The organism is Paramagnetospirillum magneticum AMB-1, from assembly GCF_000009985.1.
Taxonomy (GTDB): Bacteria; Pseudomonadota; Alphaproteobacteria; order Rhodospirillales; family Magnetospirillaceae; genus Phaeospirillum; species Phaeospirillum magneticum.
In genome coordinates this window covers 4,636,335-4,656,372 of record NC_007626.1, presented here as the reverse complement: position 1 = coordinate 4,656,372, position 20,038 = coordinate 4,636,335, and the positions used below count along the sequence as shown (strand labels likewise).

The following is a 20,038-nucleotide window of genomic DNA, read 5'->3' as shown; positions in this document are numbered from 1 at the left end:
CCATAAGAGCAACCGGCAGTCCTTTGCAAGGCCGATTCGAGTCATGACCCGCATCCTTGCCGTCCTCGGCCCCACCAATACCGGCAAGACCCACTTCGCCATGGAGCGCATGCTGGCCCATGCCAGCGGCATGATCGGCTTTCCGCTGCGCCTGCTGGCGCGGGAAAACTACGACCGCATGGTGAAGATCAAGGGTGCCGCCAACGTGGCGCTGATCACCGGCGAAGAGAAGATCATCCCGTCCCATGCGCGCTGGCTGGTCTGCACGGTGGAATCCATGCCGCTGGACCGCCGGGTGGCGTTCCTGGCGGTGGACGAGATCCAGCTTTGCGCCGATCCCGAGCGCGGCCACATCTTCACCGACCGCCTGCTGCATGCCCGGGGCGAGTCCGAGACCCTGTTCCTGGGCGCCGAGACCATCCGGCCGCTGATCCGCCGTCTGGTGCCCGGCGTCGAGTTCATGAGCCGGCCGCGCTTTTCCCAGCTCACCCATGTGGGGGCGAAGAAGCTGGGCCGCCTGCCGCCGCGCTCGGTGCTGGTGGCCTTCTCGGCGGCCGAGGTCTACGCCATGGCCGAATTCGTCCGCCGTTCTCGGGGCGGGGCGGCGGTGGTGCTGGGCGCGCTGAGCCCTCGTACCCGCAACGCCCAGGTGGGAATGTATCAGGCGGGGGAGGTGGATTACATCGTCGCCACCGACGCTATCGGCATGGGGCTCAACATGGACGTGGACCATGTGGCCTTCGCCGCCCTGCGCAAGTTCGACGGCAGGGCGCCGCGCCCCCTGGAGCCCACCGAGATCGCCCAGATCGCCGGCCGCGCCGGGCGGCACATGAACGACGGCACCTTCGGCACCACCATGGACGCGGGGACCATCGCCTCGGAGATCGTCGAGCAGGTGGAGAATCACCGCTTCGATCCCCTGAAGACCCTCTACTGGCGCAATGCCGACCTGCGCTTCGCCTCCGTTGCCGCCCTGCTGTCCAGCCTGGACCGGCCGCCGGACAAGCCCGGCCTGCTGCGGGCGCGCGACGCCGACGACCAGTTGGCCCTGGCCGCCCTGGCCCAGGACGAGGACATCATCCGTCTGGCCAGCCATCCCGAGCGGGTGAAGCTGCTGTGGGAGGTTTGCCGCGTCCCCGACTTCCGCAAGGTGATGGATGAATCCCATACCCGGCTGCTGGGCCGCATCTTCCGCTATCTGGCCGCTCCCTCGGGTCGCCTGCCCACCGATTGGCTGGCCGAGAACATTCGGCGCATCGACCGCACCGACGGCGAGCTGGACACCATCGTTCAGCGCATCGCCAACATCCGCACCTGGACCTATGTGTCGCACCGCAGCGACTGGGTGCCCGACTCCGCCCATTGGCAGGAGGTGACCCGCGGCGTCGAGGACCGCCTGTCCGATGCGCTGCACCAGCGGCTCACCAACCGCTTCGTCGACAAGCGCACCGCCGTGCTGGTGCGCCGCCTGCGCGACGGCGGCGCCATGGATTCCGAGATCGGACCCGAGGGCGAGGTGCGGGTGGAGGGCGAGTATGTGGGCCGTCTGGCCGGGTTCCGCTTCCAGGTGGATCAGGCGGACAATTCGGCGGCCGGACGCACCATGCTGGCCGCCGCCCTGCGGGCCCTGGCGCCCGAGGTGGACCGCCGCCTGACCCAGGCCCTGGCCGACCCGCCCGAGGCCTTCGAGCTGGGGCCGGACGGCCTTTTCTGGCGCGGCGAGCCCCTGGCCTGCCTGTCCGCCGGGGCCGATGCCCTGCACCCCAAGGTGGAGGCCCCCGACGGCGACCTGCTGCCGCCCAAGGGGCGCGAACGCCTGCGCCAGAGGCTGGCGGACGTGGTCCGGAGCTGGCTGGCCAACCGGTTGCCCTCCCTGGTTCGCCTGGGTCAGGCGCCGTTGACCGGCGGGGCGCGGGGGCTGGCGCATCAATTGGCCGAGGGGCTGGGCTCCATGCCCTGTGACGAGGCCCTGGTCCGCACCCTGACCAAGGACGATTCCCTGGCCCTGGCCCGCCTGGATATCCGGGTCGGGCGGCACGGCCTGTATATCCCGGCCCTGCTCAAGCCCAAGGCGCAAGGCTTGCGCGCCCTGCTGTGGTCCATCCATGCGGGAACCTCCGCCCCGGACATCCCCGGCCCCCGCCCGGCGGTGCCCTTGGCCGATGGCGTGCCGCCGGCCTTCTACGAGGCGGTGGGCTATGGCGTGCTGGGCAAGGTGGCGGTGCGCCGCGACGTCCTGGAACGCTTCGCCGCCCTGGCCCGCGCCGCCGCCCATGACGGGGTCTTCCAGCCCAGCCACGACATGCACTCGGCCCTGGGCCTGGGACCGGCGGCGACGGAAAGCGTGCTGGAGGCGCTGGGCTATGTGCGGGCGGGCGACGGGTTCAGGACGGGCCGGAAGCCCCGGCGCAAGGTCCGGCCGGAACAGCCTTCGGATTCACCGTTCGCGGTGCTGAAGGGGCGGCGCTGAGGATTGGGCTGCCGCCCAAACCCGCTTGGAGGCATGCCTCCAAACCTCCCTTTGGTTTATCAATAATCACGCAAACAGATACGGCACGAAAGACCGGTTGTTCTCGTCGACGCTGATATGGCTGCCGATGGGCGGGAAGGCGCGCTGGCGGCAATCGTCGCGCTCGCAGATGCGGCAGTTGACGCCGATGGGCACGGCGGCCTGCTCGGAGGCGAGGTCCAGGCCGGCGGAATAGACCACTTCGGAGGCATAGGCCGTCTCGCAGCCCAGGCCGACGGCGAACTGGCGGTCGGGCCGGAGGTAGGAGCCACCGCGCTTGGACACGGTGCGCGCCACGCAGATATAGGAGATGGAATCGGGCATGCGGGCCAGCTGCACCAGGATCTTGCCCGGCTGGGCAAAGGCTTCGTGCACGTTCCACAGCGGGCAGGCGCCGCCGAAACGGGTGAAGTGGAAGCGGGTCGCCGAGTGGCGCTTGGTGATGTTGCCGGCCATGTCGACGCGGACGAAATAGAACGGCACGCCGCGTGCCCCCGGCCGTTGCAGGGTGGACAGGCGATGGGCGACCTGTTCGAAGCTGGCGCCGAAGCGGCTCTGCAACTGCTCGATATCGTGGCGCAGCGCCTTGGCCTGATTGGCGAAGGCCATATAGGGCATCACCAGGGCGCCGGCGAAGTAATTGGCCAGCCCGACCCGGCAGATGGAGCGGGCATCGTCCGACGACAGCTTGGCGCCGGCCACCACCTCCTCGATCCGCTCGTGATAGGCCAGCAGCGCCACCTGGTGGGCCAACTGGAAGGTGCGGCTGGGCACCGACAGCAGCGCCGACAGCGACAGCGAGCCTGCCCCCGGCTCGAAGGTGCGCATGCCCGCCGTGTCGTCCTCGGCGACGATGCGCACGCGCACGCCGTGGCGGTTTTCCAGATATGCCACCAGATCGTTGTGCATCTGGCCCAGGCGGAAGCCCTCTTCCTCCACCAGCGCCTCGGCCGCCTCGTCCAGGGGGCCGAAATAGTTGTTGCAGTAGTAGAAGAAGTCGCGGACCTCCTCGTAGGGGAAGTGGGCGTGTCCGCCCCTCTCTTCCCCCGTGGCCGAGGACAGGTTCTCGGTCAGCGACTGCATGCGCTCGTCCAGCTGCCGGAAGGTCTGGTACAGCGTCAGCACCCGCTTGGCCAGCTCGGGCGAGGCCGAAGCGGCGTTGCGCAGCTCCGACAGCCCGATGGAGCCCGAGCCGAACACCGGATCGTTCAGCGCCTCGCGCAGATCGGCCACCAGGCGGGATTCCTCGTCCTCCACCAGGGTGGCGAGGTCGACGTCCAGCACCTTGGCGATGCGCAGCAGCACCGGAACCGTCAGCGGGCGCTGGTTGTTCTCGATCTGATTGAGGTAGCTGGGCGACACCTCCAGCAGCACGGCAAGCGCCGCCTGGGACAGCTTCTTGCCCTCGCGCAGGCGCCGGAGTTTGTAGCCGAGGAACAGTTTCTTGTTCATGGCCATTGGTTATAACCGCCCCACGCGTCCTTCGCAACCTTAGCAACTTCGCAGGGGAAGGTTGCGAATCACTTCGCAACACCGCCCTTTTCCCGGCGACTCCTGTTGCAGCCATGGGGCTTTGCGAATAAGACCGACGCCAATGTCACTCTGCCCGCCGGAGGCCCGCGTCCATGCACGAAATCATTCAGCAGCTCGAGGAAAAGAGGGAAGGCGCCCGTATGGGCGGTGGCGAGAAGCGCATCGCCGCCCAACACAAGCGCGGCAAGCTCACCGCGCGTGAGCGTATCGAGCTTCTCCTCGATCCCGATTCCTTCGAGGAATGGGACATGTTCAAGGAGCATCGCTGCACCGACTTCGGCATGGATTCCGAAGACAACATGATCCCCGGCGACGGCGTGGTCACCGGCTACGGCACCATCAACGGCCGTCTGGTCTTCGTGTTCAGCCAGGACTTCACCGTATTCGGCGGCTCGCTGTCCGAGGCCCATGCCGAGAAGATCTGCAAGATCATGGACAAGGCGGTCCAGGTCGGCGCCCCGGTCATCGGCCTCAACGATTCGGGCGGCGCCCGCATCCAGGAAGGCGTCGCCTCCCTGGCCGGCTATGCCGAGGTCTTCCAGCGCAACGTCATGGCGTCCGGCGTGGTGCCCCAGATCTCCATGATCATGGGCCCGTGCGCCGGCGGCGCCGTGTACTCCCCGGCCATGACCGACTACATCTTCATGGTCAAGGACAGCTCGTACATGTTCGTGACCGGCCCGGACGTGGTCAAGACCGTCACCCACGAGACGGTGACCGCCGAGGAACTGGGCGGCGCGGTGACCCACTCCACCAAGTCGGGCGTTGCCGATCTGGCCTTCGAGAACGACGTGGAGGCGCTGCTGCAGCTGCGCCGCTTCATGGACTTCCTGCCCAGTTCCAACCGCGAGAAGCCGCCGGTGCGTCCCACCAGCGACGGGCCCGAGCGCATCGAGACCAGCCTCGACACCCTGATTCCCGACAACGCCAACAAGCCCTACGACATGAAGGAACTGATCCTCAAGGTCGTGGACGAAGGCGATTTCTTCGAGGTGCAGCCCGGCTATGCCGGCAACATCATCGTCGGCTTTGCCCGCATGGAAGGCCGCACGGTGGGCATCGTCGCCAACCAGCCCATGGTGCTGGCCGGCTGTCTCGACATCTCGTCCTCCATCAAGGGCGCCCGCTTCGTGCGCTTCTGCGATGCCTTCAACATTCCCATCGTCACCTTCGTGGACGTGCCCGGCTTCCTGCCCGGCACCAGCCAGGAATACGGCGGCATCATCAAGCACGGCGCCAAGTTGCTGTACGCCTATGCCGAGTGCACGGTGCCCAAGATCACCGTCATCACCCGCAAGGCCTATGGCGGCGCCTATGACGTGATGAGCTCCAAGCACCTGCGCGGCGACGTCAACTTCGCCTGGCCCACCGCCGAGATCGCGGTGATGGGTCCCAAGGGCGCGGTGGAGATCATCTTCCGCTCCGATATCGGCGATGCGGAAAAGATCGCGGCCCGCACCGAGGAATACCGCCAGAAGTTCGCCAATCCCTTCATCGCCGGGCATCGCGGCTTCATCGACGACGTCATCATGCCTCGCAATACCAGGAAGCGCATCTGCCGCTCGCTGGCCATGCTGAAGGACAAGGACGTGAAGAATCCGTGGCGCAAGCACGGCAACATTCCGCTGTAAGGGGGACGATCGCATGTTCACTAAGATTCTGATCGCCAACCGCGGCGAAATCGCCTGTCGGGTCATCAAGACCGCCAAGAAGATGGGCATCAAGACGGTGGCGGTGTATTCCGACGCCGACAAGGATGCGCTGCACGTGTCCATGGCCGACGAGGCCGTGCATATCGGCCCGGCGGCCTCGGCCCAGTCCTATCTGGTGATCGACAAGATCGTCGACGCCTGCAAGCAGACCGGCGCCCAGGCCGTCCATCCCGGCTACGGCTTTCTGTCCGAGAAGCGCGAGTTCCAGGAGGCCCTGGGCAAGGCGGGCATCGCCTTCATCGGCCCCGACGCCCACGCCATCTTCGCCATGGGCGACAAGATCGAGTCCAAGAAGCTGGCCCGCGAAGCCGGTGTCAACACGGTCCCCGGCTATCTCGGCGTCATCAAGGACGCCGACGAGGCGGTGAAGATCGCTCGTGAAATCGGCTATCCCGTCATGCTGAAGGCTTCGGCCGGCGGCGGCGGCAAGGGCATGCGCCTGGCCTGGAACGACGCCGAGGCCCACGAGGGCTTCACCAGCGCCACCAACGAGGCCAAGACCAGCTTCGGCGACGACCGCGTCTTCGTGGAAAAGTTCATCGAGCAGCCCCGCCACATCGAGATCCAGGTGCTGGCCGACGGCCAGGGCACGACCCTGTATCTGGGCGAGCGTGAATGCTCGATCCAGCGCCGTCACCAGAAGGTGATCGAAGAGGCCCCGTCGCCCTTCCTGACCCCCGAGACCCGCAAGGCCATGGGCGAGCAGGCCTGCGCCCTGGCCCGCATCGTCAACTACAAGTCGGCCGGCACGGTGGAGTTCATCGTCGGCGGCGCCACCGGCGAGTTCTACTTCCTGGAGATGAATACCCGTCTGCAGGTGGAGCATCCGGTCACCGAGATGATCACCGGCCTCGATCTGGTCGAGCAGATGATCCGCGTCGCGTCGGGCGAGAAGCTGTCCATCACCCAGGACGACGTGAAGCTGAACGGCTGGTCCATGGAAGCCCGCGTCTATGCCGAGGACCCCTTCCGCAACTTCCTGCCGTCGACCGGTCGCCTGACCCGCTACCAGCCGCCGGCCGAGAGCGCTCATGTCCGCGTCGACACCGGCGTCTACGAGGGCGGCGAGATCAGCATGTTCTACGATCCCATGATCGCCAAGCTGATCACCTATGGCCCGACCCGCGACGCCGCCATCGCCCATATGCGTCAGGCGCTGGACGAGTACTATATCCGTGGCCTCAGCCACAACATCCCCTTCCTGGCCTCGCTGTTCTCCAAGGAACGCTTCGTCAAGGGGGCGCTGACCACCAACTTCATCGCCGAGGAATACGCCAACGGCTTCCACGCCAACGACCTGCCCGCCGATGATCCGACGGTGCTGATCGCCGTGGCCGCCGCCGCCAACCGCCGCATTCACGAGCGCGACACCCGTATCTCGGGCCAGTTCCCCGGCCACGAGATGAAGGCCGGCGACGAGTGGGTGGTGGTGATGAGCGGCCAGTACCACGACATCACCGTGCGTCCCGCCGAGAACGGCTATGCCGTGGCCCTGGGCGGCGAGACGGTGGACGTGCGCACCGACTGGCAGATCGGCGAGCCCCTGTTCCGCGCCAATGTGGACGGCCGCGCCGTGGCCGTGCAGATCGAGCGGGTGGGGTCGGGCCTGCGCCTGGCCCATGCCGGGTCGCGGGTCGACGTGCTGGTGCTGACCCCGCACGCCGCCAAGATGAACAAGCTGATGCCGTTCAAGGCGCCGCCGGATATGAGCAAGTATCTGCTGTCGCCCATGCCCGGCCTGCTGGTCAAGCTGCTGGTCGAGGCCGGTCAGGAGGTCAAGGCCGGCGAGCCGCTGGCCGTGGTCGAGGCCATGAAGATGGAAAACATCCTGAAGGCCGAGCGCGACGCCACGGTCGCCAAGACCCATGCGGCCTCCGGTGATTCCCTGGCGGTGGACCAGAAGATCATCGAGTTCGCCTCATGAGCAAAGTCCCGGGGATCGACCGCCTGCTGGCCAATAACAAGGCCTGGGCCGAGGAGACGGAGCGTACCAAGCCCGGCTTCTTCGCCCATCTGGCAGAGCAGCAGACCCCGGGATATCTTTGGATCGGTTGCGCCGATTCCCGGGTTCCGGCCAACGAGATCGTCGGCCTGGAACCCGGCGAGGTTTTCGTCCACCGCAACGTGGCCAATCAGGTCCACCATGCGGATATGAACTGTCTGGCGGTGTTGCAATACGCCATCGACGTGCTCAAGGTGGAGCACATCATCGTCTGCGGCCATTACGGCTGCGGCGGGGTGCGGGCGGCGTTGCAGGACGCCCGCCTGGGCGTCACCGAGTATTGGATCCGCCCGGTGCGCGACATCTGCGAATGCCACCGCCACGAGTTGGACATGCTGCCCAACGAGGCGGCCCAGGTGGACCGGCTGTGCGAGCTGAACGTCATGCAGCAGGTGCGCAACCTGTGCCGCTCGCCGGTGATCCAGGACGCCTGGCAGCGCGGCCAGCAACTGGAAGTGCATTCCTGGGTCTACGGCCTGACCGACGGTCTGGTGCGGACCCTGGGCCCCACGGTGGCGGGGTTGAAGTCGCTGGATGAATTTGGCGCGTCCTATCTTATGCGTGGCGCGGCGTTTTAAAAAACAGAAGGGAGAGGGACCATGAGCGAGTTCCCGAAGAAGAGCGTTTCCGATTGGGAAGCCCTGGCGTCGAAGGACCTCAAGGGCGCCTCGCCCTCGACCCTGGACTGGGAAACCCCGGAAGGCATCAAGGTCAAGCCGCTCTACACCGCCGCCGACTTGGAAGGCATGGATCATCTGGGCTCGCTGCCCGGCTTCCCGCCCTTCACCCGCGGTCCCCGCGCCACCATGTACGCGGCCAAGCCGTGGACGGTGCGCCAGTACGCGGGCTTCTCCACCGCCGAGGAATCCAACGCCTTCTACCGCAAGAACCTCGCCGCCGGGCAGCAGGGCATTTCGGTGGCCTTCGATCTGGCCACCCATCGCGGCTATGATTCCGATCACCCCCGCGTGGTGGGCGACGTGGGCAAGGCGGGCGTCGCCATCGATTCCGTCGAGGATATGAAGATCCTGTTCGACGGCATCCCGCTGGACAAGATGTCGGTCTCCATGACCATGAACGGCGCCGTTCTTCCCGTGCTGGCCGGCTATATCGTCGCCGCCGAGGAACAGGGCGTCTCCCAGGACCAGCTGTCGGGCACCATCCAGAACGACATCCTGAAGGAGTTCATGGTCCGCAACACCTACATCTATCCGCCGGCTCCCAGCATGCGGATCATCGCGGACATCATCGAGTACACCTCGAAGAACATGCCCAAGTTCAACTCCATCTCCATCTCCGGCTACCACATGCAGGAAGCCGGGGCGACGGCGGTGCAGGAATTGGCCTTCACCCTGGCCGACGGCCTGGAATACGTGCGCGCCGCCCTGGGCACCGGGCTCAAGATCGACGAGTTCGCCGGCCGCCTGTCGTTCTTCTGGGCCATCGGCATGAACTTCTTCATGGAGATCGCCAAGATGCGCGCCGGCCGCCTGCTGTGGGCCCGCATCATCAAGCAGTTCGATCCGCAGAAGCCTTCGTCCATGGCGCTGCGCACCCATTGCCAGACCTCGGGCGTCAGCCTCACCGAGAAGGACGCCTACAACAACGTCGTCCGCACCACCATCGAGGCCATGGCCGCCGTTCTGGGCGGCACCCAGTCGCTGCACACCAACGCGCTGGACGAGGCCATCGCGCTGCCCACGCCGTTCTCGGCCCGCATCGCGCGCAACACCCAGCTGATCATCCAGGAAGAGACCGGCATTCCCCATGTGGTCGACCCCCTGGCCGGCTCCTACTACGTCGAAAGCCTGACCAACGCTCTGGCCGAGGAAGCCTGGAAGCTGATCCAGGAAGTGGAAGAGCTGGGCGGCATGACCAAGGCCGTGGAATCCGGCATGCCCAAGATGAAGATCGAGGAGGCCGCCGCCCGCCGTCAGGCCCGCATCGACCGCGGCGAAGAGGTCGTGGTCGGCGTCAACAAATACCAGCCGGCGGAAGAGACCCCCATCGAGATTCTCGACGTGGACAACGCCAAGGTGCGCGAATCCCAGATCGCCCGCCTCAAGCAGATCAAGGCGACCCGCGACCAGGCCAAGTGCGATGCCGCCCTGGCCGCCCTGGCCAAGGCGGGCGAGACCGGCGAAGGCAATCTGCTGGCCTGGCCGTCGAGGCCACCCGTGCCCGCGCCACCGTCGGCGAGATTTCCGATGCGCTGGAGACGTCCTTCACCCGTCACCGCGCCGTCAACCGGACCATCTCCGGCGTCTATGGCGGCGTGTACAAGGATGACGCGGGCTTCGCCAAGCTGAAGGCCGATATCGAGGACTTCGCCAAGGCCGAGGGCCGCCGTCCCCGCATGCTGGTCTGCAAGATGGGCCAGGACGGCCACGATCGCGGCGCCAAGGTGATCGCTACCGCTTTCGCCGATCTGGGCTTCGACGTGGATATCGGGCCGCTGTTCCAGACACCGGAAGAGGCCGCCCGCCAGGCGGTGGAGAACGACGTGCACATCGTCGCCGCCTCCTCCCTGGCCGCCGGCCACAAGACCCTGGTCCCCTCGCTGATCGCCGAGTTGAAGGCCCAGGGCGCCGGCGACATCCTGGTGGTGACCGGCGGCGTCATTCCCACCCAGGATTACGACTTCCTGTACAAGGCCGGCGTGGCGGCGGTGTACGGCCCCGGGACCAACATCCCCAAGGCCGCCGCCGAGATCCTGGAACTGCTGAAGAAGCGCGGCAAGGCCGCCTGATCGCGGCAAGGCCAAGGCACGGACGGACGGGCGGGAAGGCGACTTCCCGCCCGTTTTCATTGGCGCTCCAACCTTATTCAATCCAGGGAATCGTAAAAGGTTCGGAACACCGACAGGCCCGACTTTCCCGCCGTCGCGGCGTCGAGCAGGCTGGGGCCGGAACCGGACGCGGAGGAAGAGCCGCGCAGCCTGAGCTGGGCGGCTTGCGCCGACGAGGCGATGGATTCGGCGGTGTCCTGGCTCATGCCGGCCAGGATGGCATCGGCGGAGCCGCCGGAGCCGTCCACCCCCAGGGCTCCCATCTTGGCGCGTTGGGTTGCCGTGGCCTTGGCCAGCAGGTCGCGTTGCTGCTGTTCGTCGGCCGCCTGGCGCTGAAGGATCAGCTGGTTCTGTCGCGCCTGGGCGTCGGCCTGGGCGGCGGCCGCCTGTTCGGCGGCCGCCGACCTGCCCGCTATGCCGGCCGCCGTCGAGGCGACGGTAGCGGCCATGGGTATCATTGCTTCAAATCCGGACATGGTGTTCTCCTTTGAATGAGGGCGCCCCGGAGTGGCGGGGAACCTGTGATAAACTGGTGCGCTCATCTGTCCGCGCTGGGGTTGGTGGCGAACAGGCATTGTTGGTACTGGATCAGTTTCCCCCTTCCGACCGGCGCAAAACCGATTATCATCCGCAGGAATAGGGTCTTCGCCGGACATGCGGGGCATGACACAACATTCCGAGACCACACGCACACGGACACAGCGCACTGACCGGATCGAGGCGCGGGCCAACGGTGTTCTTGGCGATTGCCGCCGCGCCTTTCATGCTTTCGGTGATCTGGACGAACTGGCCGAAAACCTCCGCATCCTGTCGTTGAACGCGGAACTGGCCGCCGGCCGGGCCGGGGACAAGGGCAAGGCCGTGCGGGCCTTGACCCAGTACACCCGCGAGTTGGTCAACCGGCTGGCCCAGATCCAGGGCGAGATGCACTCCCTGCGGGGCCGGACCTTCGCCTTCTCGTCCACCATCCTGTGGGCGCTGATGCAGTTGAATCTGTTCGAGCGCGCCTGTCACCTGATGGACGAGGATGCCGGTCCAAGGCATTCCCGCGACTGTGGCAATCGGGCCTTCGCCGATCTGATGTCCATGCTGGTGGACACCCTGGACGGCATGGCCAATGCGGTGAACGATCTGGCCCGGCGAACCCACGCTGTGGAAGAGGTGGTCAGCCAGTCGGATTCCATCGCCACCAACATCGCCATCGAGGCGGCCGCCGCCGGCGTGCACGAAAAGGAGTTCCGCACGGTTTCCGACACCATGCGGACCTATGTGGACGACCTGCGCCAGATGATCGACGAGGCGTCGGACGCGGTTCGCCGCGCCGCCGAGAAGGGTGCGGCCTTGCGGCGCATCGGCCTTGACGCCCTCGACGAACTCCACCGCAACTCATAGCGAGTCAGGACCCCGCCCATGAAGTGCGTTACTCTGTTCCGCCAGGATGACCATTGCTGGCAGATGTTTGGCCAGGACCCGGACAAGCCCGACAATATTGTCGACACCAACCAGTACCTGGTCCGGTCCGGCGACAGCGCCATCTTGCTCGATCCCGGCGGGATGGAGGTCTTTCCGGCCATGCTGGCGGCGCTGACCCGCGAGGTCCCGGTGTCCCATCTCAAGGCGCTGTTCCTGTCGCATCAGGACCCGGATATCGGCTCGTCCCTGCCGCTGTGGCGCCGGGTCTGCGAGCCCGACATCAAGATCTACCTGTCCTGGCTGTGGTCCAGTTTCACCGCCCATTTCGACCGTGAGGCCACCTTCACCACCATTCCCGACGAGGGGATGGAGATTTCGCTGACCCCCGATCTCCGCCTGCGTTTCGTGCCGGCCCATTACCTGCATTCATCGGGGAATTTCAACGTCTACGACCCCAAGGCCAAGGTGCTGTTCTCGGGCGATATCGGCGCGGCCCTGATTCCCAAGGACAAGGCCAGCGGCTCCATGTTCGTGGCCGATTTCGCCTCCCATGTGCAGTACATGGAGGCCTTCCACCGGCGCTGGCTGGGCTCGGCCCAGGCCCGCGACGCCTGGTGCGCCCAGGTTTCCAAGCTGGACATCGACTTCCTGGCGCCGCAGCACGGCCTGGTGTTCAAGGGCGATGACGTGAAGCGCTTCATCGACTGGTTCGCCGGTTTCGAGATCGGCAGCGGTGTGGCCGCCATGAAGCGGTAGGCTCGGGACAAACAGGCCCCCCTCCCCGCCGGGAGGGGGGCTTTTTCTTGCCTGGAGTGCGTCAGCGTCAAGCTGAAGCACTCCAGGAGTCTGTCTATACGAAAAAGCTCCGCTTTTTCAGGGCTCAAGTGCCGCTCGGGCTAGAGAGTTTTTCGACTGTCCGATTTGGCTTAAGTGCGAAAAACTCTATTCCCCGTACAGCCGGCGGAAGCCGTCACTGACCTTGGCGATGAAGGCCGGGTCCTTGGTCTTCCAGTAGCGGGGATCGTTGATCATCTTCTTCAGCTGATCCTCGGTGCGGCCGGTATCGCCGGCCGGCGCTGCGGCGCCGAGGGAGGGCTCCTCCGACATCATCAGGCGATGCATGGTCTTGACGCCGTCGGCGGTGGAGGCCAGGGCGTCGAAGGCCGCCTTGGGCAGGTTGGCCTTGCCCCAGGCCTTGATCTGGCGCGCGCTTTCCTGCCACTGGGCCTCACCGCCGAAATGGCTTTTCAGGTGCTCGATCTGGCCGGTCTGGTCCTGGCTGGCGGCCAGGTCCTGGATCAGGGGCAGCAGGCATTCATGGGCCAGATCATAGACCACCTGGGCCTGGGCCTGGGAGAAGCCGGCCTGATGCAGGCGCTGATTGACCTTCGGATCGCTGGTCAGGGCGGGGTGGGTTGAGGCGATGGCGTACTGCTCGTGGCTGTCGGGGACGCCCAGCGCCCGCCGGAAGCTGCTGATGTCCTCGGCCGGGGCTTGGGGGCCGGGAACCCGGACCATGGACGACGCCCGGCGTTCGAGGTCGCGATAGGCCCGCAGCAGGGCGTCGACCCGCACCTGACCGGCGGCGGCGTCCCAGAACTTGGCCGGGACATTCTCGGGGCGGCCGCCCTCGCCGGACTGGTCGGCGTTGGCGGGCGGAAGGGAGGACTCGGAAAACATGGATGAACTCCTGTGGTGCTTGGGTGAAGGCCCTACGCTCCGGCCCGGCCGCGGGCGGCCAGGGCGAGGAGGTGCAGGACCAGATGTCGCTGGCCTTCCAGATGGCGCAGCGCGTTGTCGCCGGACTCGGGGCCGAGGCAGCGATCGATGGTCATGGATTTCAGGTGCTGCAGGACGGCTTCGCCATCGGGGGTGGCGAACAGCCGGGCGGCCTGACGGGCCAGCAGCAGGGTGTCCTGATCGCCGTGTGGTCCCGGCGGCGACAGGTCCAGCCAGGTCCAGCCGGCGTCACCCGGGGACATGGGTCGGACCCTTGGGCTTGGCCTGGATCGCGCCCGGCGCATCGAGCCTCTGGACCAGGGCGTTCAGAGCCGTGGGATCGGGGGTGATGGCGGCGGCCGGTTGCACCGGGGCCGCGCGGATCAGCTCGGACGGCACGTTGAAGGCCCTGGCGAGCCAGCGGGCGGCAGCATCGGAATCGACGGTGGCCAGGGCCGACGGTCCCAGGCTGGACAGGGCGCCCAGCCAGTTCAGCACGTTGCGGGCATCGCGCCGGCCCTGGTTCTGGGCCAGGGGCGAGCGGTACTGCAGGTCGATGGTCCGGCCGTCCACCTGCAAGGGGGGGATTTCGCCCCGCCGTCGCAGGATGTGGATGGCGCGCAGGATCAACGGGGTCAGCAGCTCGCTCTGCAGGCGGCCATAGGTGGCCCCCAGCAGCCGGGCCATGTCGTCGGCACGCTGCAGCACCTCGGTGGCGGTCAAGGCCGGCGAGGCGGGCTGGCTCAGCTTGTCGCCCATCAGGGCGTGGCGGATTCGCCCCCTGAGATCGTCCAGCACCAGTTGCGAGGTGTCAAAGCGTCCCGGCGCGGTCAGCGGCTGCAATCCGGCCGAGCCCACCGCCTTGGGAATGATAGTGCCGGGGACCAGCTTGATGTTGGCGGGGTTGAGCACGCCATCGTCGTCGGCCTGCCAGATGCCGGTCACCGCGATGGTGGCGTTCTTCAACACCAGTTCCACCACCTTGTTGGCGGTCTTGATGTCGGGCAGCGCCTTCATCACCGGCGACCGGCCATAGACTTCGCCGGGGGCCTTCAGCCAGCGGAAGTTGAGGAAGGGCGAGCTGGAGAATTGCCCCCGGCCCAGGACCAGGTCGGATCCGTCGTCATCCAGCACGGCGGCATAGGAATAGCCGCCGCGGACCGGAACCACGGCTTCGACCACGCCCAGGCGCAGATCGGGGTCGTCGGCCGCCGCCTTGATCACCTCCCGGGGCAGGACCGCCCGGGGGAAGCGGGCCTTCAGCGCCGCGACCGACAGCTCGCTGCGGCGGAAGGTGACGTCCAGGCGTCCGGCCGGGCCTTCCTCCAGCACCACTTGGCCCAGGGGAACCGAGGTGAAGCGAAAGGCGGACGGCTCGCCGGGCGGCGCCTCCTCGAACATCAGCGAGGCGGTGCCGCCGGTGACCGCATCCAGGTAGCACTGGTGCATTTCGATGGCGAAGTTGGAGCGATCGAAATGGGACTGCATCACCGCGGCGATGCGTTCCAGCAACGGCGCGGCCTGGTCCCGGTCCGCTTCGGGCATCTGGTCGCCGGCGGCCAGTCCGAACCACTGCGCCCAGGGCGGAGTCAGCTCCGACAGCAGGCTGGCGGCCAGCTGGTCAACGCAATCGGGGGCGGTTCCGTCGAACAGGCGGTCGGCCTTGCGCTCGCCGGGGACGCTGGAATGAAACATGCCGTCGCGCAGGGGCAGGGCGTAGTCGTAGCATTCCTGCCAGTGGGATTCCCAGGTGCTCCGCCGTTCCTTGGCCTTGCGATAGCGCCGCAGCAGGAAGGACGGGTCGCAGCCCTCGTCTCCCAGCAGGACCTCGCCCAAGGCGGCCTTATCCTCGGCCGCCTCGCGGCGGGGGGATTGGTTGCTGGCCATGGTCACTCTCCCAGCAAGGTCTTGGCCGCCCGATTGCCCGAGGCCGACGATTGCAGCACTCCGGTTTCCGAGGTGGCGATGGTGCCGAGCAGGCCGCGCCGGTTGCGGTTGATGGCGTCAAGCCGGTCCGCCGTGGCGCTGTCCTCGGCGCTGGTCGACGGCGGCAGCACCACCGGGGCCGGGGGCGATGGCGGATCGGGCGAGAAAAAACCACCCATGGCATATCTCCTTTGCTCATTGATCATGGTTTGTTCTCAACGCTTTTCGAGTGAAAGCCTTCCGCCGAGGTGGGGCGGTAATTTGGGCATGGCTCTGGCGTTGATGGCTGGACATTGGTCCTATTAACTTCGGAAGTCAAGGACTTTTTTCCGCATCGGGTGAGAAAGTCATGAAGCTGCGCCGGGGTCAGCACCCACCGCTCCTGAAGCCCCAGGACCCGCTTGACCGCTTCCACGCAGGAATAAAGCCCAAGGGGACTGGGGCGATGGGGTGGGTTGCGGACTTCGGTCTCGATCACGGTCAGGCCGTCCTGAGACCGGAGCCACCCTGGCAGGTCCTGGCCGGGCTCGGGTGTCCAGACCTCCACCGAGGTGCGATGGGCCAGGGGATTGATGCAGACCCAGCCGTCGCCCAGGTGAAGCAGGATGAAGCAGTGGCGAAAGCCGGGCCGCAGCAGGCGCAGCCAAAGCAGGTCGGCCTTGCCGGAGAACACCACCAGGGCGCGGGTCATGCGACGATTCCCTTGGCGCGCAAGCGCTCGCCCAGCCGGTCCAAGGCCTCCCGCCATAGGCGGCCGGTGCCGCTGTCGTCGTCGGCAGTGGTGCCGGTCTCGCCGGAAAAGCGGGCCAGCACCCGCAGATGGGCGCCGCGCAGGACGCGGCTGCGGTAAAGGCGCCGAAGTTCCCGCGCGATATCGTCCGGGGCGCAGGGGCGGGCGATATCGCCCAATCCCGTCTGAAAGCGGGCTCCTTCGTCGCGGGCCAACTGGCAGCGGGAGTACCACGCCCAGGCATCCTCGGGAGTTGCGAAGGGCTCCTCCTTCCTGCTGTCGAGTGTTGGCGCTATGTTCCGTTTTAAAGCCATTTAAGTTCTCCGATGCTAGGATCGTATGCCGATAGTTGTCCCGCATATGGCCGAATAGAGTCAATAAAAAGGTTTATGTTCCTGTGGAACCCGGGGCCGAATTGCGGGACCATCTTCCCATGCTGAAGCACGCCGACATTTGGGCCGCCATTGATGCGCTTGCCCGTGACCACGGGCTGACGGCGTCTGCCCTTGCGCGGAAGGCGGGGCTCGATCCCACCACCTTCAACAAGAGCAAGCGCATCACCCGCGAAGGCAAGCCCCGCTGGCCGTCGACGGAAAGCGTCGCCAAGGTCCTGGAGGCGACAGGCGCCAGCATGACCGCCTTCGTCGCCTATATCGAGGACCTGGCCCAGCCCCACAATCAGGCCAGCACCATTCCGCTGGTCGGCTTTGCCCAGGCGGGCGACCGCGGCTATTTCGACGATGCCGGCTATCCCGTGGGCGGCAGTTGGGATGAAATCCCCTTCCCCGAAATCGGCGACCCCCATGCCTATGCGCTGGAGGTCAGCGGCGATTCCATGGAACCCCTTTACCGCGATGGCGATGTGGTCATCGTCTCGCCGGCCGCCGGGGTGCGGCGTGGCGACCGAGTGGTGGTCCGCACCACCGAGGGCGAGGTCATGGTCAAGCAGTTGCTGCGCCAGACCGCCAGGCGCATCGAGTTGGGCTCCATCAATCCCGCCCATCCCGGGCGCTCCCTCGCCACCGAGGAGGTGGCCTGGATGGCCCGCATCCTGTGGTCAAGCCAGTAGCGCTTGCAAATCAGTTCCCGTTGTGTTCTCTTCGTTCTCCATCGTGCCGAGGAGAACGGAATGCCTGTCCGCTTTGCCTTTCGGCGGATGGACGCGGCCGAGCGCCGCCACGATGGTCCCATTCCGCCCTTTGACCCCGCTTCGCGCCCATCGGGTGCGGCGAGGGCGCTGTTCTTTCAGACCCTGGCCGCCGATCAGCGGGACGATCTGTCCCGCCGCCGCCGGTCCCTGCCGGCCGAGGGGGTGGCGGGGGACCGGTTCCTGATCCGCGATCAGGCGCGGCTGCGCTTTTACCGCGATCAGGGCGTCGCCTGGACGGGCTGACGGCAAAAGCAACCCCAAACTCGCCATATGAGCATGGCGCCTTATGTGGATGGACCGCGATCCCGCGACACGGGACAATGGCCGGTGGGGATTTTCCGGTGGAGATGGCCATGGTCCAGTCCATCAATCTCTTTCGCGCCGTCGACGCCCTGTCCCGGGCGGTGGATCTGGTCGGGATCGATGACCTGCAGCACGGCAAGCGCGTCGGTTTCATCGCCTCGCAGGTCGCCAGGGACTTGGGCTGGGACGAGGAGCGGCGGCGCGACATCCTGTTCGCCTCGTTTCTGCACGATTGCGGCGTGTCGACCACCGACGAGCACGGCCATCTGGTCACCGAGCTGGAATGGAGCAATGCCGAAGCCCATTGCCTGAGGGGCGAGGGGCTGCTGCGCGACGTGCCGCCGCTGGCCCATCTGGCGCCCATGGTGCGCTTCCACCACACGCGCTGGAGCCGGCTGGGCGAAATGGGGCTGGAGCCCAGGCTTAGGGAAGACACCAACCTGATCTTTCTGGCCGACCGCCTGGACATGCTGCGCGCCGGCATGGATTCCCCGGCGGCGTTCGAGGAGAAGGGCGGCTTCCTCGGCGTTCTCCGGCGGCACTCGGGAAGCCTGTTCAAGCCGGAACTGGTAGCCGCTCTGGAGAGATGCGCCCAGTCGGAGGCCTTCTGGTTCACCCAGTCGCCCGAACTTCTGGACACCCATCTGCACGACATGGGCGTCCATCACCTGACCCGGCCCATCAGTCACCGTGAACTCCGGTCGCTGGCCGTGATGTTTGCCCGGATCATCGATGCCAAGAGCCCCTTCACCGCCCGGCATTCGGAAAAGGTGGCGGCGCTGGCCGCGCAGATCGCCGGTGACATGGGGCTCGATGCCGAGACCGTGCGTTTGGTGGAGATCGCCGGCTATCTCCATGACCTCGGCAAGCTCCGGGTGCCGGATATGGTGCTGGAAAAGGCGACGCCCCTCGACCCGCACGAGCGGGTGCTGATGAAGCGGCATGCCTTCGACACATACGACGTGCTGTTCCGCCTGTTCGGAGACAACCCCATCGCGCAATGGGCGGCGTTTCACCACGAAACCCTGAACGGAGAGGGCTATCCATTCCAGCTTTCGGCCCAGGCTCTGCCACTGCCGGCGCGCATCATCGCCGTGTCGGACATCTTTCAGGCGCTGGTGCAGGAGCGGCCCTACCGCGCCTCCCTGCTGCCCGCCGAGCTGATGCCCATCATGGAGGGCATGGTTTCGGAGGGGCGGATCGACGGGGCGATTCTCGGCCATGTGGACCAGTCCCTGGAACGGTACTGGCTGCTGGCGGGAGGCGACGCCTCCAGGCTTGGTTCCGGCCGGGCCGGAGCGGAGATGAGGCCGGGCCGGACCGTCCGAACTTAATTACCCGACGATATGGGCGCCGCCGTCGATGAACAGGGTGGTGCCGGTTACCGACTTGGCCAGATCGCTGACCAGATAGGCGGCGAACGAGCCGCAATCGTTGATATCGGCCAGCTGATGGGTCGGCGCCTTCTCGGCGGCGGCGTCCATCAGCTCGTCGAAGCGGTCGATGCCCGAGGCGGCGCGGGTCTTCAGCGGGCCGGGCGACAGGGCCAGGACGCGGATGCCCTTGGGGCCAAGCTCGTGCGCCAGGTACTTGGTGGTGCTTTCCAGCGCGGCCTTGACCGGGCCCATGACGTTGTAGTGCTCGACCACCTTGCGGCCGCCGTAGAACGACACGGTGATCAGGGCGCCGCCATTCTTCATCAGCGGCTCGGCCAGCTTGGCGCAGCGCACGAAGGAGAAGCACGACACGTCCATGGCCAGGGCGAAGCCCTCGCGCGAGCAGTCGGTGACCCGGCCGTGCAGGTCATCGCGATTGGCGTAGGCGATGGAATGGATGACGAAGTCCAGACGGCCCCACTTCTCCTCGATGGCCTTGAACACCGCTTCCAGCTGGCCGTCCTCGCGCACGTCGCAGGGCAGGTAGATGGGGGCGAACAGACCCTCGGCCAGGGGGCGGACGTATTTGTCGCCCTTCTCGTTGAGATAGGTGATGGCCAGTTCGGCGCCATAGGCGTGGCAATGCTTGGCGATGCCGTAAGCGATGGACTGATCGTTGGCGATGCCGATGATCAATCCTTTCTTGCCGCGAAGATCGAGAAGCCTCAGCGGGGCCGGGGCGGCATTCGCGTCGATGTTCATGATGACTGACTCTCCAATATGCTTTGCTGCATCGCAGCATAGACCTGCCGTTTGCATATCTTCAAGCGGTATGACCAGCCGCGCCCTGCATTTCGCACAACCGTAATATTCGGAA

The 20,038-nt window shown here is 66.4% G+C and carries 18 protein-coding genes and 1 pseudogene; 10 read left to right on the top strand and 9 right to left on the bottom strand.

What is annotated here, in order from left to right:
• The first annotated feature begins 43 nt into the window (after nt 1-43).
• The gene (locus tag AMB_RS21460; protein WP_011386594.1) at nt 44-2,470 is read left to right on the top strand and encodes a helicase-related protein; all 2,427 of its coding nucleotides are present in this window, start codon (nt 44-46) and stop codon (nt 2,468-2,470) included.
• 66 nt (nt 2,471-2,536) lie between these two features.
• On the opposite strand, the gene AMB_RS21455 is transcribed toward AMB_RS21460, so the two are convergent.
• Nucleotides 2,537-3,967 (bottom strand): helix-turn-helix domain-containing protein, encoded by a 1,431-nt coding sequence (locus AMB_RS21455; RefSeq protein ID WP_011386593.1) that lies wholly within the window; start codon nt 3,965-3,967, stop codon nt 2,537-2,539.
• Nucleotides 3,968-4,134: 167 nt separating this feature from the next.
• On the opposite strand from AMB_RS21455, the gene AMB_RS21450 reads away from it, so the two are divergent.
• From AMB_RS21450 to scpA, 4 genes and pseudogenes are all read left to right on the top strand, one after another.
• On the top strand, nt 4,135-5,673 hold the full coding sequence (locus tag AMB_RS21450; protein ID WP_011386592.1) for an acyl-CoA carboxylase subunit beta: 1,539 nt from the start codon (nt 4,135-4,137) through the stop codon (nt 5,671-5,673).
• Nucleotides 5,674-5,686: 13 nt separating this feature from the next.
• Entirely contained in the window at nt 5,687-7,678 is a 1,992-nt protein-coding gene (locus tag AMB_RS21445; protein WP_011386591.1) for an acetyl-CoA carboxylase biotin carboxylase subunit, read from the top strand.
• Nucleotides 7,675-8,334, top strand: coding sequence for a carbonate dehydratase (can, locus tag AMB_RS21440; RefSeq protein ID WP_011386590.1), 660 nt, complete (start codon nt 7,675-7,677; stop codon nt 8,332-8,334). The genes AMB_RS21445 and can overlap by 4 nt, the downstream gene beginning before the upstream one ends.
• Before the next feature lie 21 nt (nt 8,335-8,355).
• A pseudogene (gene scpA, locus AMB_RS21435) lies at nt 8,356-10,505 on the top strand (methylmalonyl-CoA mutase).
• A 77-nt stretch (nt 10,506-10,582) separates the two neighbouring features.
• Here the strand turns inward: scpA and AMB_RS21430 are convergent.
• A complete protein-coding gene (locus AMB_RS21430; protein WP_231848919.1) occupies nt 10,583-10,993 on the bottom strand; it encodes a hypothetical protein in 411 nt (136 codons plus the stop codon).
• A gap of 214 nt (nt 10,994-11,207) precedes the next feature.
• Between AMB_RS21430 and AMB_RS21425 the strand changes: the two genes are divergently transcribed.
• Nucleotides 11,208-11,936 (top strand): chemotaxis protein, encoded by a 729-nt coding sequence (locus AMB_RS21425; protein WP_148207512.1) that lies wholly within the window; start codon nt 11,208-11,210, stop codon nt 11,934-11,936.
• Nucleotides 11,937-11,954: 18 nt separating this feature from the next.
• Nucleotides 11,955-12,713: an MBL fold metallo-hydrolase gene (locus AMB_RS21420; protein WP_011386585.1), complete on the top strand. Its 759-nt coding sequence runs from the start codon at nt 11,955-11,957 to the stop codon at nt 12,711-12,713.
• Between the two features lie 186 nt (nt 12,714-12,899).
• Here the strand turns inward: AMB_RS21420 and AMB_RS21415 are convergent, their stop codons facing one another.
• From AMB_RS21415 to AMB_RS21390, 6 genes are read right to left on the bottom strand one after another with little or no spacing between them, the layout of a single operon-like run.
• The gene (locus AMB_RS21415; protein ID WP_011386584.1) at nt 12,900-13,637 is read right to left on the bottom strand and encodes a capsid assembly protein; all 738 of its coding nucleotides are present in this window, start codon (nt 13,635-13,637) and stop codon (nt 12,900-12,902) included.
• Between the two features lie 32 nt (nt 13,638-13,669).
• Entirely contained in the window at nt 13,670-13,939 is a 270-nt protein-coding gene (locus AMB_RS21410) for a hypothetical protein (RefSeq protein WP_011386583.1), read from the bottom strand.
• Complete coding sequence (locus AMB_RS21405; protein ID WP_011386582.1) at nt 13,926-15,563, bottom strand: portal protein; 1,638 nt, start codon at nt 15,561-15,563, stop codon at nt 13,926-13,928. Before AMB_RS21405 ends, AMB_RS21410 begins: the two co-directional genes overlap by 14 nt.
• A gap of 2 nt (nt 15,564-15,565) precedes the next feature.
• Nucleotides 15,566-15,781 (bottom strand): hypothetical protein, encoded by a 216-nt coding sequence (locus AMB_RS21400; RefSeq protein ID WP_043745535.1) that lies wholly within the window; start codon nt 15,779-15,781, stop codon nt 15,566-15,568.
• 23 nt (nt 15,782-15,804) lie between these two features.
• Nucleotides 15,805-16,293, bottom strand: coding sequence for a hypothetical protein (locus tag AMB_RS21395; RefSeq protein WP_011386580.1), 489 nt, complete (start codon nt 16,291-16,293; stop codon nt 15,805-15,807).
• Nucleotides 16,290-16,646, bottom strand: a complete 357-nt coding sequence (locus tag AMB_RS21390) for a hypothetical protein (protein WP_011386579.1) — start codon at nt 16,644-16,646, stop codon at nt 16,290-16,292. Before AMB_RS21390 ends, AMB_RS21395 begins: the two co-directional genes overlap by 4 nt.
• A gap of 119 nt (nt 16,647-16,765) precedes the next feature.
• On the opposite strand from AMB_RS21390, the gene AMB_RS21385 reads away from it, so the two are divergent.
• The 3 genes from AMB_RS21385 (at nt 16,766) to AMB_RS21375 (ending at nt 19,119) form a co-directional block, all read left to right on the top strand.
• On the top strand, nt 16,766-17,401 hold the full coding sequence (locus tag AMB_RS21385; protein ID WP_043747140.1) for a LexA family transcriptional regulator: 636 nt from the start codon (nt 16,766-16,768) through the stop codon (nt 17,399-17,401).
• A 60-nt stretch (nt 17,402-17,461) separates the two neighbouring features.
• A complete protein-coding gene (locus AMB_RS21380) occupies nt 17,462-17,725 on the top strand; it encodes a hypothetical protein (RefSeq protein ID WP_011386577.1) in 264 nt (87 codons plus the stop codon).
• A gap of 110 nt (nt 17,726-17,835) precedes the next feature.
• Nucleotides 17,836-19,119: an HD-GYP domain-containing protein gene (locus AMB_RS21375; RefSeq protein WP_158303990.1), complete on the top strand. Its 1,284-nt coding sequence runs from the start codon at nt 17,836-17,838 to the stop codon at nt 19,117-19,119.
• Here AMB_RS21375 and fabI read toward each other — a convergent pair whose 3' ends face one another.
• The gene (fabI, locus tag AMB_RS21370) at nt 19,120-19,923 is read right to left on the bottom strand and encodes an enoyl-ACP reductase FabI (RefSeq protein WP_011386575.1); all 804 of its coding nucleotides are present in this window, start codon (nt 19,921-19,923) and stop codon (nt 19,120-19,122) included.
• Nucleotides 19,924-20,038 lie beyond the last annotated feature (115 nt).

What these genes read in the sequence shown, in the direction of transcription:
- AMB_RS21450 (WP_011386592.1), top strand. Translation starts at nt 4,135, where the DNA reads ATGCACGAAATCATTCAGCAGCTCGAGGAAAAGAGGGAAGGCGCCCGT.
- AMB_RS21375 (WP_158303990.1), top strand. Translation starts at nt 17,836, where the DNA reads ATGGTCCAGTCCATCAATCTCTTTCGCGCCGTCGACGCCCTGTCCCGG.
- fabI (WP_011386575.1), bottom strand. Translation starts at nt 19,923, where the DNA reads ATGAACATCGACGCGAATGCCGCCCCGGCCCCGCTGAGGCTTCTCGAT.
- AMB_RS21420 (WP_011386585.1), top strand. Translation starts at nt 11,955, where the DNA reads ATGAAGTGCGTTACTCTGTTCCGCCAGGATGACCATTGCTGGCAGATG.
- AMB_RS21380 (WP_011386577.1), top strand. Translation starts at nt 17,462, where the DNA reads ATGCCTGTCCGCTTTGCCTTTCGGCGGATGGACGCGGCCGAGCGCCGC.
- AMB_RS21460 (WP_011386594.1), top strand. Translation starts at nt 44, where the DNA reads ATGACCCGCATCCTTGCCGTCCTCGGCCCCACCAATACCGGCAAGACC.
- AMB_RS21430 (WP_231848919.1), bottom strand. Translation starts at nt 10,993, where the DNA reads ATGGCCGCTACCGTCGCCTCGACGGCGGCCGGCATAGCGGGCAGGTCG.
- can (WP_011386590.1), top strand. Translation starts at nt 7,675, where the DNA reads ATGAGCAAAGTCCCGGGGATCGACCGCCTGCTGGCCAATAACAAGGCC.
- AMB_RS21445 (WP_011386591.1), top strand. Translation starts at nt 5,687, where the DNA reads ATGTTCACTAAGATTCTGATCGCCAACCGCGGCGAAATCGCCTGTCGG.
- AMB_RS21395 (WP_011386580.1), bottom strand. Translation starts at nt 16,293, where the DNA reads ATGACCCGCGCCCTGGTGGTGTTCTCCGGCAAGGCCGACCTGCTTTGG.
- AMB_RS21405 (WP_011386582.1), bottom strand. Translation starts at nt 15,563, where the DNA reads ATGGCCAGCAACCAATCCCCCCGCCGCGAGGCGGCCGAGGATAAGGCC.
- AMB_RS21400 (WP_043745535.1), bottom strand. Translation starts at nt 15,781, where the DNA reads ATGGGTGGTTTTTTCTCGCCCGATCCGCCATCGCCCCCGGCCCCGGTG.
- AMB_RS21385 (WP_043747140.1), top strand. Translation starts at nt 16,766, where the DNA reads ATGCTGAAGCACGCCGACATTTGGGCCGCCATTGATGCGCTTGCCCGT.
- AMB_RS21455 (WP_011386593.1), bottom strand. Translation starts at nt 3,967, where the DNA reads ATGGCCATGAACAAGAAACTGTTCCTCGGCTACAAACTCCGGCGCCTG.
- AMB_RS21390 (WP_011386579.1), bottom strand. Translation starts at nt 16,646, where the DNA reads ATGGCTTTAAAACGGAACATAGCGCCAACACTCGACAGCAGGAAGGAG.
- AMB_RS21415 (WP_011386584.1), bottom strand. Translation starts at nt 13,637, where the DNA reads ATGTTTTCCGAGTCCTCCCTTCCGCCCGCCAACGCCGACCAGTCCGGC.
- AMB_RS21425 (WP_148207512.1), top strand. Translation starts at nt 11,208, where the DNA reads ATGACACAACATTCCGAGACCACACGCACACGGACACAGCGCACTGAC.
- AMB_RS21410 (WP_011386583.1), bottom strand. Translation starts at nt 13,939, where the DNA reads ATGTCCCCGGGTGACGCCGGCTGGACCTGGCTGGACCTGTCGCCGCCG.